Genomic DNA, 12,994 nt, shown 5'->3' with positions numbered 1-12,994 from the left:
GCGTCAGCGCGTGTTTTTGCCCGGCAAACGGCGATAAGCTATTGATTGCAGTGTCTACCAGCAAACCTGGGGAGAAAAGTCATGTGGCAAGCCATCCGTCATTTGTTAAGCGAGCAATTGGGCGAAGCTGATATTGAACAGCGCACCGAGCTACCCGGCGGCGAAATTCACGCGGCATGGCATATTCGTTATGCGGGCCACGAGATCTTCGTCAAGTGCGACGAGCGCGAAATGCTGCCCATCTTCACGGCAGAAGCCGACCAGCTAGAACTGCTGTCGCGCAGCAAAACCGTCAGAGTGCCGAAGGTCTGGGCGCTCGGTAGCGACAGAGATTACAGTTTCTTGCTACTGGAATTTCTGCCATCTAAACCCCTCGATGCCCATAACTCGTTTCTCCTCGGTCAGCAGTTGGCCAGGCTTCATCAATGGAGCGATCAGCCGCAGTTCGGTCTCGACTTTGACAACGATCTCTCCACCACGCCGCAGCCCAACGCCTGGCAGCGGCGCTGGTCAACCTTCTTTGCTGAGCAGCGCATTGGCTGGCAGTTGGAAATGGCGGCGGAGAAAGGCATAGACTATGGCGATATTGATTTGATTGTTGATTTTGTCCAGCAGACGCTGGCCTCACATCAGCCTCAGCCTTCGCTCCTGCACGGCGATCTCTGGTCGGGTAACTGCGCTCTCGGGCCTGACGGGCCCTTTATTTACGACCCCGCCTGTTACTGGGGTGACCGGGAATGCGATCTGGCCATGCTGCCGCTGCACAATGACCAGCCGCCGCAAATTTATGACGGCTATCAGTCCGTGTCACCGTTGCCAACAGGCTTCCTCGACCGCCAGCCTATTTACCAACTTTATACTCTGCTTAATCGGGCGATTCTGTTTGGCGGGCAACACCTTGTGACGGCACAAAAGGCGCTGGAGAAAGTATTGGCGGCGTAAAAAGCTGGCCACTCCTGAACGGCGTGGCCCGTTATTTTATAAAAAGCCGAGCAGTTTGAAGAAGAAATATCCCACCACGATGACAATCACCGGCAGGACATAAAGCGGAAAAATCTGCAGTAAGATCGTGTGATGAGGAACAATCACTTTCGCATCGAGCTGCGCTTTGCTGAGTCCCTCAGGCCCTTTAGCCTGTTCAAGAATCAGCTGATCCTGCACACCCTCGCGCAGGAATTTTGCCTGGCGGCTCATGCGGGCCCCGGAGTCCTGCAGCGCCAGACCGATAAAAATCAGCGCAAATATCAGCCAGAAGAAAATATTTACCTGTCCGTTAAAATCCGGCAGCGGCGAGTTGTACCAGAAGAAATTCAGGAATGGGGTATTGAACCGCATCATCTCAATCATCACGTGGGCGAAATCCATCATCACGGCGTCAATGCCCGGCTGTTTTTCACTGTGCTGATACATAAACTTCAGGACCGAAATCACGGTCGACAGCAGTGCTGGGATAAAAATCACCCAACCCGCCACGCGCTTTAAAATCGCAATGCGTCCAGCTTGTTGATACGTCATGCACTCCCCTTTATTAGGACGTAACGTTATACGCTCAAAGTCTACCTTGTGTGGCGCTATTTCGCCTGAGCTTTGCGGGCTAAATTCGCAAAAGCGGTAGCTTCGGGCTTCGTTTCCGGCTAAAGATACACAAACATTTTATTTTGACGAACAGAAAGGAGTCACTTAATGGCTGAAACGCGCCAAATCCTCGCGGCAATTTTTGATATGGATGGGCTACTGATAGATTCCGAGCCGCTTTGGGATCGTGCGGAGCTGGACGTTCTGGCGAGCATCGGCGTCGATATTACGCGTCGTCACGAGCTGCCTGACACGCTGGGATTGCGCATCGATCTGGTGGTTGAACTTTGGTATTCACGCCAGCCGTGGACCGGGCCGTCGCGCCAGGAAGTGACCGCGCGCGTTATCGAACGTGCTATTGCGCTGGTTGAAGAACAGCGCCCGCTACTGCCTGGCGTTGTTGAAGCGGTGAAGCTTTGCAAAACGCTGGGCCTGAAGGTTGGCCTGGCCTCCGCCTCCCCGTTGCACATGCTGGAAAAAGTGCTTGAGATGTTCGACCTGCGCCAGTACTTCGACGCTATCGCCTCCGCCGAACATCTGCCTTACAGCAAACCTCACCCACAGGTGTATCTGGATGCCGCCGCGAAGCTGGGGATCGATCCGCTGTCCTGCGTCACGCTCGAAGACTCCGTCAACGGCATGATCGCCACCAAAGCGGCACGGATGCGATCCATTGTGGTACCTGCAGATGAGAACTTTGCCGACCCGCGCTGGTGCCTGGCGGACGTCAAATTGCCTTCGCTGGTTCAACTCACCGAAGCTAGCCTGAAAGGCTAAATCTCTCGGGCGGCTCAGGCCGCCCATCTCCCTGACAAAATGTTACACCGTCACTACTTCCGAATACTGTACAAAAACCCTATACTGGATGAATCGACAGTTTCTTCATTCGGGTTGTATCATGACGGCGGAAGGCCACCTGCTCTTTTCTATTGCCTGCGCAGTTTTTGCCAAAAACGCCGAGCTTACCCCCGTCCTTGCCCAGGGCGACTGGTGGCACATCGTGCCGTCTGCCATTCTGACCTGCCTGCTGCCAGACATTGACCACCCGAAATCCTTCCTGGGCCAGCGGTTAAGCTGGGTCTCAAAGCCCGTAGCACGAATGTGCGGCCACCGGGGATTCACCCACAGCCTGTTTGCGGTGTTTGCCGGGCTGGCACTGTTTTATCTCAAAGTGCCGGAAAGCTGGGTTATACCGGCCGATGCGCTGCAGGGCATGGTTCTGGGCTACCTGAGCCACATTCTCGCCGACATGCTGACGCCCGCTGGAGTTCCGCTACTGTGGCCCTGCCGCTGGCGCTTTCGTTTCCCCGTAGTCCGGCCGCAAAAAGGCAATCAGCTTGAGCGAGCCTTATGCATGGCGCTGTTCGGTCTGGCGGTCTGGATGCCACAAAGCCTGCCCGAAAACGGTGCAGTGCGCTGGTCTTCGCAGATGATAAATTCGCTGCAAACCACCTTTAATAGCTTTATAACTCACCAGTCTGAGCGTTAAACAGCCAAAATAATTCATTTGGTAATAATCAATTCCTTTTGAATATAAGCCAACGACCTGCCATCTGTTACGCTTTGCAACATAACGGTCGCCCATGCGCGGCCGCGTGACAATAAATCAGGAGATACGGGGATGAATTTTCCACTGGTAGCGAACATTGTGGTGTTCGTTGTATTGCTATTGCTGCTGGCGCAAACTCGCCATAAACAATGGAGTCTCGCCAAAAAAGTGCTGGCGGGTCTGGTTCTGGGCGTGATCTTTGGCCTGGCGCTGCACACCGTTTATGGCTCCGACAGCGCGGTACTGAAAGATTCCATTCAGTGGTTTAACGTGGTCGGCAACGGCTATGTACAGCTGCTGCAGATGATTGTTATGCCGCTGGTCTTCGCCTCAATCCTGAGCGCCGTAGCCAAACTGCACAACGCCTCTTCTCTGGGGAAAATCAGCATTCTGTCTATCGGTACGCTGCTGTTCACCACGCTGATTGCCGCGCTGGTCGGGGTACTGGTCACCAACCTGTTTGGCCTGACCGCTGAAGGTCTGGTTCAGGGCAATGCCGAAAACGCCCGTCTGGCGGCGATTCAGTCCAACTACATTGGTAAAGTTGCAGACCTGACCGTACCGCAGCTGATCCTCTCCTTCGTGCCGAAGAACCCGTTTGCCGATCTGACCGGGGCAAACCCAACGTCTATCATCAGCGTGGTTATCTTCGCCGCCTTCCTGGGCGTCGCGGCGCTGAAACTGCTGAAAGACGATGCGCCGAAAGGCGAGCGTGTTCTGGTGGCTATCGACACGCTGCAAAGCTGGGTGATGAAGCTGGTTCGTCTGGTCATGCAGCTGACGCCATACGGCGTGCTGGCGCTGATGACCAAAGTGGTCGCAGGCTCAAACCTGCAGGACATCATCAAGCTGGGCAGCTTCGTGGTAGCGTCTTACCTCGGTCTGGCAATTATGTTTGGCGTTCACGCCATTCTGCTGGCATTCAACGGCGTTAGCCCGGTGAAATACTTCCGCAAAGTGTGGCCGGTGCTGACCTTCGCCTTTACCAGCCGTTCCAGCGCAGCAAGTATTCCGCTGAACGTCGAAGCGCAAACCCGTCGCCTTGGCGTGCCTGAGTCTATCGCCAGCTTCTCTGCGTCCTTCGGCGCGACCATCGGCCAGAACGGCTGCGCGGGTCTTTACCCGGCGATGCTGGCCGTCATGGTAGCTCCAACCGTAGGGATCAACCCGCTGGATCCGGTCTGGATTGCAACGCTGGTGGGTATTGTGACCGTTAGCTCCGCAGGCGTTGCCGGCGTAGGCGGCGGTGCCACCTTCGCCGCGCTGATCGTCCTGCCAGCCATGGGGCTGCCGGTAACCCTGGTCGCACTGCTGATTTCCGTTGAGCCGCTGATTGATATGGGCCGTACCGCACTGAACGTCAGCGGGTCGATGACCGCCGGGACTATCACCAGCCAACTGATGAAGCAGACCGACAAAGAGATTCTGAACAGTGAAGAAGAAGTGGAACTAGCCCACCGTTAATCTGAACTGAAAAACAAAAAGGCCGCTATCACTAGCGGCCTTTTTTATACTTCGTTTTCCTGTCGAACCTGTTTTGCCCAGCGCTGTGCCGACTCGGGTAGAGTAAACGGCGGCGACTGGCGGAAGGCATCGCCCAGTAAGACAAACGCTACATACTGCCCGCGCAGCAGGTAGACATCTTTAAACCCATCAACACGCCATGCATGCGCAGGTGGCGCAGGCTCTACGCGGGGCTTATAGGTAATGACAGGGCGGGTGTTCGGTTGACGTAGTGGTTTCATAGGCAACGGGATTTAAACTGAATTAGTGAACAACCTCACCATGATAGCGGATCTCACCCATCTTCGTCGCCCCCCTCTTCTCAGGCTCCGCCCGTAAGGCAAAAAAAAGCCCGGCGCAGAGGCTGCAGCCGGACTCTTTACAGTTGGCTAGCTTAAGCTTTAGGAGCCTGCGGATCGGTATCATATTCAGCACAGGTTTGGTAGCCGGAGTTCATCACCCGACCGGCGTCATCCAGCGCGACAAAGTAGGTTTCAGCTTTACCGTTACGCTGGCCCAGAATATAGGTCTGGCAGGTTCCTTTGGCGTGGATCATGGTCACTTCAGAAGACGGTTTGCCCGCAATCTGCTGCACCTGGGCACGGGTCATGCCTTTCTTCACATCTTTCACCACCGGCTCGGTTACCAGATCTTTGGTACGATCGTAAGCGGTACACCCTGCCAGCATAGTCATTACCGCCGCCGCGCCTAAAAATCCTGCAAATTTATTATTCATAATTATCCTCATCAATGAATGTATTGATCCTGCGTGTTAGATAAGCCTGGAATATAAAAGAACATTTTTCAACTCGTTAGCCTTAACAAGTGAAAATTCGGACAATAAGAGTATTCATAAGAATACTGTCTGATTTGCAGGAAAACTCGCCGCCTGCAGGGCTGGCAAGTCTTTGAGCCTTGTCGTTTTCGGCGCAACAGGGTAAGTTTTAGGGCAGTTAAATTTTGCGGCCTGCACATTGCGGGTAAAGCTCACTGGAGGGGTTAAATGGCTCTGCAACAAGAGATTATTCAGGCACTGGGCGTCAAACCACAGATCGACGCCAACGAAGAGATCCGCGTTAGCGTTGATTTTCTGAAAACGTACCTTAAAACCTACCCGTTTATCAAATCTCTGGTGCTGGGGATCAGCGGCGGCCAGGACTCCACTCTCACGGGCAAACTCTGCCAGTTAGCCATTAGCGAACTGCGTGAAGAAAGCGGCGACGACAGCTATCAGTTTATCGCCGTGCGCCTGCCGTTTGGCGTGCAGGCCGACGAGCAGGACTGCCAGGATGCCATTGCATTTATCCAGCCCGATCGCGTATTAGCGGTAAACATTAAGGGCGCCGTGCTTGCCAGCGAGCAGGCGCTGCGCGAAGCGGGTATCGAACTGAGCGATTTTGTTCGCGGCAATGAAAAAGCTCGCGAGCGCATGAAAGCGCAGTACAGCATCGCCGGGATGACCAAAGGCGTCGTCGTGGGTACTGACCATGCTGCGGAAGCCGTTACCGGCTTCTTCACCAAATATGGCGACGGCGGCACCGACATTAACCCTATTTTCCGCCTCAACAAACGGCAGGGCAAACTGCTGTTGAAAACGCTCGGCTGCCCGGAACATTTGTACCTGAAAGCGCCTACAGCCGATCTCGAAGACGATCGCCCTTCTCTGCCGGATGAAGCGGCGCTGGGCGTTACCTATGTGCAAATCGACGATTATCTGGAAGCAAAAACCGTTCCGGCCGAAACCGCAAAAATTATCGAAGGCTGGTATCTGAAGACGGAACACAAGCGCCGTCCGCCGATTACCGTGTTTGATGATTTCTGGAAAAAATAGTCAGAGATCGCTTTACGTAAGCAATTCTTCAGGGCGGCATAGAGCCGCCTTTTTTACAGGATGGACATGGACACCTCTTCGCAACGCGCCACGCTTATCGGCCTTATCGCAATCCTGCTCTGGAGCACCTCCGTTGGCCTGTTGCGCAGCATCAGCGAGCACTTTGGCGCGGTCGGCGGCGCGGCCCTGCTCTACACCGTCAGCGCGCTGTGCCTTTGCATCGTCCGGGGCGTGCCCAAAATACGCGAACTGCCACCTCGTTACCTCTGGGTCGGCGGGCTGCTCTTTGTTGGCTATGAAATAAGCCTGGCGCTTTCAATCGGCTTTGCGCACACCCGCGCCCAGTCTCTGGAGCTGGGGATGATCAACTATCTCTGGCCCTGCCTGACGGTCTTTTTCGCCCTGTTTATTAACGGCCAACGCAGCAACCTGTGGCTGTGGCCGGGGCTCGCACTTTCCCTTGCAGGGATTGTGCAGGTGATGAAAGGCGACGGCGACTGGTCCCCGCTCGTGATGTGGCACAACATTCTCGATAACCCACTGGCCTACGGTCTGGCCTTTGCCGCCGCCGTTATCTGGGCGCTTTACTGCAACCTGACGCGGCGCTGGAGCGAAGGTAAAAGCGGCGTCAGCCTGTTCTTCTGCGCCACCGCGCTGGTCCTGTGGGTCAAATTCGCCTTTGTTCAGCAGCCGGAAATGCACTTCACCCTGTCCGGCACCGCGCAGCTGTTGTTTATGGGGATATCCACCGCTGTGGCCTACTCCGCGTGGAACTTTGGCATTCAGCGGGGAAACATGACGCTGCTCGCCACGGCTTCCTACTTCACGCCGGTGTTATCGGCCCTGCTCGCCACGCTGTGGCTGGGCCTGCATCCGGGCGTTGCCTTCTGGCAAGGCGTATTAATGGTGGTAGGCGGCTCCCTGCTTTGCTGGCTGGCCACGCGTCGCTACCGTTAACGGCGATTTCCTCTCCATATTATCGGCTGCTATACTGTGCAAATAAACAGTATCAAGGAGTCGAATGTGGTAAGGCGTGCAAGCCCGTCGCGGCTGGAGTTTGAAGCCGCGGCGGTCTACGAATATCCGGAACATCTCAGGCCGTGGCTTGACGATCTGCCCAAAAAACCCGGCGTCTATATTTTTCACGGTGAAAGCGACGTCATGCCGCTGTATATCGGCAAAAGCGTCAATATCCGCACGCGTGTGATGTCCCATTTTCGTACGCCTGACGAAGCCGCGCTTTTAAGACAGTCCCGCCGTATTACGTTTATCCGCACGGCCGGAGAACTCGGTGCATTGCTGCTCGAAGCGCAAATGATCAAAGAGCAGCAGCCGCTGTTCAACAAACGCCTGCGCCGTAACCGCCAGCTTTGTTCCCTGTCTTTCCAGGGGAACACACCGCAGGTTGTGTACGCAAAAGATGTCGATTTCTCCCGCCAGCCGGGCCTGTACGGGTTGTATGCTAACCGCCGGGCCGCGCTGCAAACGCTGCAGGGGCTGGCTGACGAACATCGGCTCTGCTACGGCCTGCTGGGTCTGGAATCGCTGAGCAAAGGCCGAGCCTGTTTTCGCTCAGCGCTTAAACGCTGCGCCGGAGCCTGCTGCGGTAAAGAAACTCCGGCCGAGCATCACGCCCGCCTTATCGCCGCGCTAGAACAGGTACGCCTGATTTGCTGGCCGTGGAATAATGCGGTTGCCATCGTGGAGCGCAGCCCGGAGATAACCCAGTACCATCTGATCGATCACTGGTTTTATCTTGGATCCGTGCCACGACTGGAGGACGCTCAGCAGCGCCGCCAGCCGCCGGACGGCTTTGACAACGATGGCTACAAAATTCTCTGTAAGCTAATGCTGAGCGGAGAATATGAAGTGGTTGAGCTGGAATAGACTCCCCTCGAAGAGAGGAGTCTGAAAGGTTTACCCCTCCGAAGAAGGCAGAAGCTTTGTAATAACCTCCGGCCAGCCGTCGCTGCAGCCCCAGAGGCGCATTTGCTCAATATCCGGTGCAAGAAGACGGTCTTTTTCCAGGAATGCCACCCGCTCGCGAATACCCCCGAAAACCTGCTCAAGCAGCGGTGAGCTGCACAGGGGCCGGTGAAACTCGATGCCCTGAGCGGCCGCCATAGCCTCAATCCCGACCACGGCCGCAGTGTTGAAGCACATTGCCCCCAGACGACGAGCCGCATAGGTCGCCATGGAAACATGGTCCTCCTGATTCGCAGACGTTGGCAGACTGTCGACACTGCCCGGATGGGCAAGCGATTTATTCTCGGAGGCCAGCGCGGCAGCGGTGACCTGGGCAATCATGAAACCGGAGTTAATCCCGCCCTCTTTCACGAGGAACGGCGGCAGGCCAGACAGCCCGGTATCCAGCAGCAACGCCAGGCGGCGCTCCGAAATCGCCCCAACTTCCGCCACCGCCAGCGCAATGATATCGGCGGCAAAGGCAACGGGCTCCGCGTGGAAATTACCGCCGGAAATCACTTCTCCGGTGTCGCTGAACACCAGCGGGTTATCAGAGGCGGCGTTGGCCTCAATCTGCAGCACCCGCGCGGCATGGCGAAGGTTATCCAGACACGCCCCCATAACCTGCGGCACGCAGCGAATGGAATACGGGTCCTGCACACGACCGCAATGGGCGTGAGAATCAACAATTTTACTGTCAGCAAGAAGCGCTGTCACCGCCGCTGCCACATCAATCTGTCCGGCCTGGCCACGTGCCTGGTGGATACGCGCGTCAAACGGCTTCACGGAACCTTTGATTGCCTCCAGCGACAGCGCTCCCGCCACCAGCCCGGCGGCAAATACCTTCTCGCCTTCAAACAGTCCACGCAGCGCAAGCGCCGTCGAAACCTGAGTGCCGTTCAGCAGCGCCAGGCCTTCTTTTGGCCCCAACACCAGCGGCTTAACACCGGCCAGCTTCAAGCCCTCCACGGCAGGGATCTGTTCGCCGTTAACCCTGACATTCCCTTCGCCCAGCAACATCAGCGAAAGGTGCGCCAGCGGAGCCAGATCGCCGGAAGCTCCCACCGAACCTTTCTCCGGGATCACCGGCATTACGCCCGAGTTGAACAGCGCAATCAGGCTGTCAATCACCAGCAGGCGAACGCCCGAATGCCCGCGTGACAGGCTGATAATTTTACTGGCCATCACCAGCCGGACAACATCATCTGGCAATGCTTCGCCTAGCCCCACGCTGTGGGAAAGCACCAGATTACGCTGAAGTTCGGCCAGATGATCGGTGGCAATAGTGGTTTGTGCCAGCTTGCCAAAACCGGTGTTAATGCCGTAGACCACGTCACCGTGGGCTACAATAGCCTCTACCGTGCCAAGCGCACGCTCAACGGCAGCGACCGCACCAGGATCGAGCCTGAGCAGCACGTTACCGTGATAAATTTCGCGCAGAGTGGCCAGTGAAACGGAACCTGGAGTGAGACTGCATAGCTTCTTTTGCATTGACATGTCAGCATCCTGTTTGCATCGGGTTTTTGTCTATATTTGTATATACAACTTAACTAATAAACCAAATAATCCGCCAGCGGGTCATAGGACTTTTTTATCGAACGGTGAGCCGGATCGCGCTTGTGAAATTTATTCAGCACGGGATGCTGCAGGACGTTTACATGGAGGGGAGATGGAGAGCGAAACCGCAACAAAACAGCCGTTTCTAAGGATAATTAGCAGAAAGAAAGGAGGATTGCCCGGCCGTTTTCCGGGCATTCAGTCTATAAATAAGTAATTTCGCTGAACAGCAGCTGCCCTTCGTTTTTTAGCAGCCGCAGCGTGTGGCTTCCTTCCTGCCACCAGGCCCCCTGGTCCGGTGAAAGCAGTTTGTCTTCCAACTGCCACTCCCCGCTCAGGACATACACCACGCCGCCTCGGGTATCGAAAGTGGTAAAAGTTCTGTCCGCCACCCTCACCTGTGCCCGGCAGCGATCCCGGCGCGTCATCACGTTAAAGTCCATCGACATGCCGCGGGTCAGTTCTGCTTTTACGGGCTGCTCGCCGGAAAAAGTAAAAGGCTGATAGCGCTTTAACGTATGCCGAAACGCCTTTCCCCCGTCCAGAACCACCTCGCTACCCTCCAGCAGGGTCATCACCCGGTCAACCTGCGGGAAGACGGGAAACTCGCCGTTGTGGGCCAAAGAGGCGATGCTGGCACGCCAGTTGAAATCTCGCGTCGCGGGTGGAAAACAACATATTTCGCGCGTTTCACCGGCGCCGTTACGCCAGAGGTTTACCGGCACCTTTCGTATATCAAAGAATTCCATCACCACTCCTGAGGACACGCGAGAGTCGCGCGCCCTGGCATTTGCTCTTTAAATTGAGCGGCCCCAAATGGCTTCTCCGCCCCGGCGGCCTGCTCATCAGCTCTCTGTTTTGTTCGTCAGATCTTTGCCTGACGCCAGTGTTATCGGCAGCCGTAGCCGGTTGCTGTAGCCCTGGTTCTATTTTTGTGACAATGATTTAGCGGCTTTTTGGTCGGGAAGCAAAGTAAATTTATCGCCCTCAATATCGGGCGATGAAATCTGCGGAGTCAACTGCAATTTTTAATGTAAGCTGCTGAAATTGAGTGTTTAAAATGGCTTGTCCCGCCGTCGTGATTATTGTCAGGCGGTATTATTTGAGTCGAGCAAAGGGAAAATGGCGAGGTGACAAGATTAAACGAGAAAACCGCCGGTCCTGTTCACAGCGTACCTCGCTATTGTGAACAAGACCGGCGGTCTTAATTGAGTTGCTCAGGCTTACTGAGCAGCTGGCATTTTACCTTCATGCCCAGGACGTTCTGTCAGACGCTTCTCAAAATTCGCATTAAACTGTTTTTTCTGATCCGGGGTCAGGATGTTGTAGATCTTGTTCTGGGTTTGCAGATGCGCCAGCATGCGCGTTTTGTTCTGCTCTGCCATTTTATCTACCTGAGCCTGAGCTTTAGCCTGGTCGAAGCTGTCGCTGGCAATCACATCGTGCATTGCGCGACGTTCGTCGACGGATGGGCGCTGCATCTTGCTGCGCTGTTCTTTCATGATGTCTTTAATTTGCTGTTTCTGCGCATCGGTCAGGTTCAGGTCTTTAAACATCATCTCATGCATCGGGCCGCGCATCATTTTATGGTGCATCATCGGGGCATCGGTTTGTGGTGCCACAGCCGGGGTTGCATCGGCAGCATGGGCAAGGTTAGCGGCGCCCAGAGCCAGGGTAGAAGCGACGAACAGTGCAGTTAATTTACGCATATTTTTAACCTTCTCTTTTCATTAAATTGACGACTCGCTTAAAACGACGATGTCGTGTTGACGAGAATGAGTTTACGAGTCTTATCGTCAAGGAGACGGTGGCATCCGTAAATCATTGAAAGGGTATAAAACAAGAATGCATCAATTATGAAGAAAATAAGGATTAAGGCAGGAAATAGTGCAACGAAATATAACAATGCACTGATTATAAAGACAATATGAAGAGTGTACAGCAATCAACCTGATGAATAAACCCTGTACCCAGGAATTATCCGTAAATAAAGGCACAACACGAAATGATTAAGCAGCTCAATTATTCAGAGCTGCTTAAAATTTAAATTTCTTCCAGCATTAACCCCGCTCTCAGGCCCAGCGCCACATCCGGGTTGGGGAATAAAACGTACTCTTTCTCGCCGGCAACGACATACCGCTTCTCGCCATCTTCTGCCAGCAACGTGCCCTTCGAAAACGCGGTAAAGTTCTGCGTTTGGCCGGACATGTGCAGCACAAATTTCTGCGACTGTCGGGTGATTTGCTGTGCTACGCGATAACGCAGTGGTTCCCCCTCCATGACCGGCGGCTCTCTCCCGCTTAACAACGCTGAGATTGCCTCTTTGGTTACCGCAAACTGACCAAGATCGTTCTGCCCAAACGGCCGGGCTTTTCCCAGTTCCAGCGTGCAGCTCAGCGCCCCAAAATGCTCGCTGCTGAAATGGCTAAAGGTGCCGCCGGGCTTTTGATGAAACACCAGCGCCTGCAGCCCCGCGCAGCCCAGCCAGGTTAAAAAGCTCTCGCTATAAGGCAGCGGCCTCGCCGGAAGCACGCCAAACCGGGGATGATAAGAGCCACGAATGGCGGTGTGCATATCCAGATGCCAGCGGGTTTGCTCCTCACTTCGCGACCAGAACTGATCGAGGGCATGCTCAAGCCGGGCTGCCCGCTGGGTTTCTACACTTTCAGGAAACTGCTGCCAGCGCCCGCCAAACATTCGGTTCATGTCGCTATGGGTATAACGCTTATCCACGCGCAGCGCCGCTGGGTTACCCAGGATAATCATCGTGCGCCACTTCAGCGGAAGCTGCCCCGCGATCAAGCTGTTGGTCAACTGGCTGAGGATCTCCACCGGCGCCGTTTCGTTGCCGTGGATCCCGGCGGAAATCACCAGCGCCTTCCCCGTCGTCTCATGCGGCGTCAGAGTCAGAATGCCCTCATCCCACCAGCGCCAGCTGAGGTGAGCATTTTTGCCGGAAGTTTGTTCAGGCGCCTTGCCGGCCAGCGTCTGCGCCAGAAAATCCATCATTCTTT

At 55.1% G+C, this 12,994-nt stretch carries 14 protein-coding genes; 7 read left to right on the top strand and 7 right to left on the bottom strand.

All coding sequences use genetic code 11. The annotated features are described in order from the left end of the window. The first annotated feature begins 81 nt into the window (after positions 1 to 81). Positions 82 to 942 (top strand): fructosamine kinase family protein, encoded by an 861-nt coding sequence (locus CNE01S_RS02320; protein WP_061272996.1) that lies wholly within the window; start codon positions 82 to 84, stop codon positions 940 to 942. Between the two features lie 36 nt (positions 943 to 978). Here the strand turns inward: CNE01S_RS02320 and CNE01S_RS02315 are convergent, their stop codons facing one another. Further along, positions 979 to 1,515 carry a YniB family protein gene (locus CNE01S_RS02315; protein ID WP_061272993.1) on the bottom strand — a complete coding sequence of 179 codons (537 nt, stop codon included), beginning with the start codon at positions 1,513 to 1,515 and terminating at the stop codon, positions 979 to 981. 168 nt (positions 1,516 to 1,683) lie between these two features. Here CNE01S_RS02315 and hxpB point away from each other — a divergent pair, with 168 nt between their 5' ends. The 3 genes from hxpB (at position 1,684) to CNE01S_RS02300 (ending at position 4,588) form a co-directional block, all read left to right on the top strand. Continuing rightward, positions 1,684 to 2,352, top strand: coding sequence for a hexitol phosphatase HxpB (gene hxpB, locus CNE01S_RS02310; RefSeq protein ID WP_061272990.1), 669 nt, complete (start codon positions 1,684 to 1,686; stop codon positions 2,350 to 2,352). A gap of 121 nt (positions 2,353 to 2,473) precedes the next feature. Continuing rightward, positions 2,474 to 3,064, top strand: coding sequence for a metal-dependent hydrolase (locus tag CNE01S_RS02305; RefSeq protein ID WP_061272987.1), 591 nt, complete (start codon positions 2,474 to 2,476; stop codon positions 3,062 to 3,064). 132 nt (positions 3,065 to 3,196) lie between these two features. Further along, the gene (locus tag CNE01S_RS02300) at positions 3,197 to 4,588 is read left to right on the top strand and encodes an L-cystine transporter (protein WP_061272985.1); all 1,392 of its coding nucleotides are present in this window, start codon (positions 3,197 to 3,199) and stop codon (positions 4,586 to 4,588) included. Positions 4,589 to 4,632: 44 nt separating this feature from the next. On the opposite strand, the gene cedA is transcribed toward CNE01S_RS02300, so the two are convergent. Both cedA and osmE read right to left on the bottom strand, forming a co-directional pair. Then, positions 4,633 to 4,869 (bottom strand): cell division activator CedA, encoded by a 237-nt coding sequence (gene cedA / locus CNE01S_RS02295; RefSeq protein ID WP_061272982.1) that lies wholly within the window; start codon positions 4,867 to 4,869, stop codon positions 4,633 to 4,635. Positions 4,870 to 5,021: 152 nt separating this feature from the next. After that, positions 5,022 to 5,363: an osmotically-inducible lipoprotein OsmE gene (gene osmE, locus CNE01S_RS02290; RefSeq protein WP_061272979.1), complete on the bottom strand. Its 342-nt coding sequence runs from the start codon at positions 5,361 to 5,363 to the stop codon at positions 5,022 to 5,024. 267 nt (positions 5,364 to 5,630) lie between these two features. Here osmE and nadE point away from each other — a divergent pair, with 267 nt between their 5' ends. The 3 genes from nadE to cho all read left to right on the top strand — a co-directional run bounded on the left by nadE (position 5,631) and on the right by cho (position 8,345). Next, positions 5,631 to 6,458: an NAD(+) synthase gene (gene nadE / locus CNE01S_RS02285; protein WP_061272976.1), complete on the top strand. Its 828-nt coding sequence runs from the start codon at positions 5,631 to 5,633 to the stop codon at positions 6,456 to 6,458. Between the two features lie 66 nt (positions 6,459 to 6,524). Then, positions 6,525 to 7,415, top strand: a complete 891-nt coding sequence (gene yddG, locus CNE01S_RS02280) for an aromatic amino acid DMT transporter YddG (protein WP_061272973.1) — start codon at positions 6,525 to 6,527, stop codon at positions 7,413 to 7,415. A gap of 66 nt (positions 7,416 to 7,481) precedes the next feature. Beyond that, a complete protein-coding gene (gene cho, locus CNE01S_RS02275) occupies positions 7,482 to 8,345 on the top strand; it encodes an excinuclease Cho (RefSeq protein WP_061272969.1) in 864 nt (287 codons plus the stop codon). A gap of 30 nt (positions 8,346 to 8,375) precedes the next feature. On the opposite strand, the gene hutH is transcribed toward cho, so the two are convergent. The 4 genes from hutH to astE all read right to left on the bottom strand — a co-directional run bounded on the left by hutH (position 8,376) and on the right by astE (position 12,989). Beyond that, on the bottom strand, positions 8,376 to 9,920 hold the full coding sequence (hutH, locus tag CNE01S_RS02270; RefSeq protein WP_061272966.1) for a histidine ammonia-lyase: 1,545 nt from the start codon (positions 9,918 to 9,920) through the stop codon (positions 8,376 to 8,378). A 263-nt stretch (positions 9,921 to 10,183) separates the two neighbouring features. Further along, complete coding sequence (ves, locus tag CNE01S_RS02265) at positions 10,184 to 10,729, bottom strand: environmental stress-induced protein Ves (RefSeq protein WP_061272963.1); 546 nt, start codon at positions 10,727 to 10,729, stop codon at positions 10,184 to 10,186. Positions 10,730 to 11,203: 474 nt separating this feature from the next. Further along, a complete protein-coding gene (gene spy / locus CNE01S_RS02260) occupies positions 11,204 to 11,689 on the bottom strand; it encodes an ATP-independent periplasmic protein-refolding chaperone Spy (RefSeq protein WP_061272960.1) in 486 nt (161 codons plus the stop codon). A 334-nt stretch (positions 11,690 to 12,023) separates the two neighbouring features. Continuing rightward, positions 12,024 to 12,989, bottom strand: coding sequence for a succinylglutamate desuccinylase (gene astE, locus CNE01S_RS02255; RefSeq protein ID WP_061272957.1), 966 nt, complete (start codon positions 12,987 to 12,989; stop codon positions 12,024 to 12,026). Positions 12,990 to 12,994: the final 5 nt, after the last annotated feature.

This window comes from Cedecea neteri NBRC 105707 = ATCC 33855, from assembly GCF_001571265.1.
Lineage (GTDB): Bacteria > Pseudomonadota > Gammaproteobacteria > Enterobacterales > Enterobacteriaceae > Cedecea > Cedecea neteri.
Note: the sequence above shows the minus strand (reverse complement) of the source record. Positions and strands in the feature narration are given on the sequence as shown.

What these genes read in the sequence shown, in the direction of transcription:
- CNE01S_RS02320 (WP_061272996.1), top strand. Translation starts at nt 82, where the DNA reads ATGTGGCAAGCCATCCGTCATTTGTTAAGCGAGCAATTGGGCGAAGCT.
- CNE01S_RS02315 (WP_061272993.1), bottom strand. Translation starts at nt 1,515, where the DNA reads ATGACGTATCAACAAGCTGGACGCATTGCGATTTTAAAGCGCGTGGCG.
- hxpB (WP_061272990.1), top strand. Translation starts at nt 1,684, where the DNA reads ATGGCTGAAACGCGCCAAATCCTCGCGGCAATTTTTGATATGGATGGG.
- CNE01S_RS02305 (WP_061272987.1), top strand. Translation starts at nt 2,474, where the DNA reads ATGACGGCGGAAGGCCACCTGCTCTTTTCTATTGCCTGCGCAGTTTTT.
- CNE01S_RS02300 (WP_061272985.1), top strand. Translation starts at nt 3,197, where the DNA reads ATGAATTTTCCACTGGTAGCGAACATTGTGGTGTTCGTTGTATTGCTA.
- cedA (WP_061272982.1), bottom strand. Translation starts at nt 4,869, where the DNA reads ATGAAACCACTACGTCAACCGAACACCCGCCCTGTCATTACCTATAAG.
- osmE (WP_061272979.1), bottom strand. Translation starts at nt 5,363, where the DNA reads ATGAATAATAAATTTGCAGGATTTTTAGGCGCGGCGGCGGTAATGACT.
- nadE (WP_061272976.1), top strand. Translation starts at nt 5,631, where the DNA reads ATGGCTCTGCAACAAGAGATTATTCAGGCACTGGGCGTCAAACCACAG.
- yddG (WP_061272973.1), top strand. Translation starts at nt 6,525, where the DNA reads ATGGACACCTCTTCGCAACGCGCCACGCTTATCGGCCTTATCGCAATC.
- hutH (WP_061272966.1), bottom strand. Translation starts at nt 9,920, where the DNA reads ATGTCAATGCAAAAGAAGCTATGCAGTCTCACTCCAGGTTCCGTTTCA.
- ves (WP_061272963.1), bottom strand. Translation starts at nt 10,729, where the DNA reads ATGGAATTCTTTGATATACGAAAGGTGCCGGTAAACCTCTGGCGTAAC.
- spy (WP_061272960.1), bottom strand. Translation starts at nt 11,689, where the DNA reads ATGCGTAAATTAACTGCACTGTTCGTCGCTTCTACCCTGGCTCTGGGC.
- astE (WP_061272957.1), bottom strand. Translation starts at nt 12,989, where the DNA reads ATGATGGATTTTCTGGCGCAGACGCTGGCCGGCAAGGCGCCTGAACAA.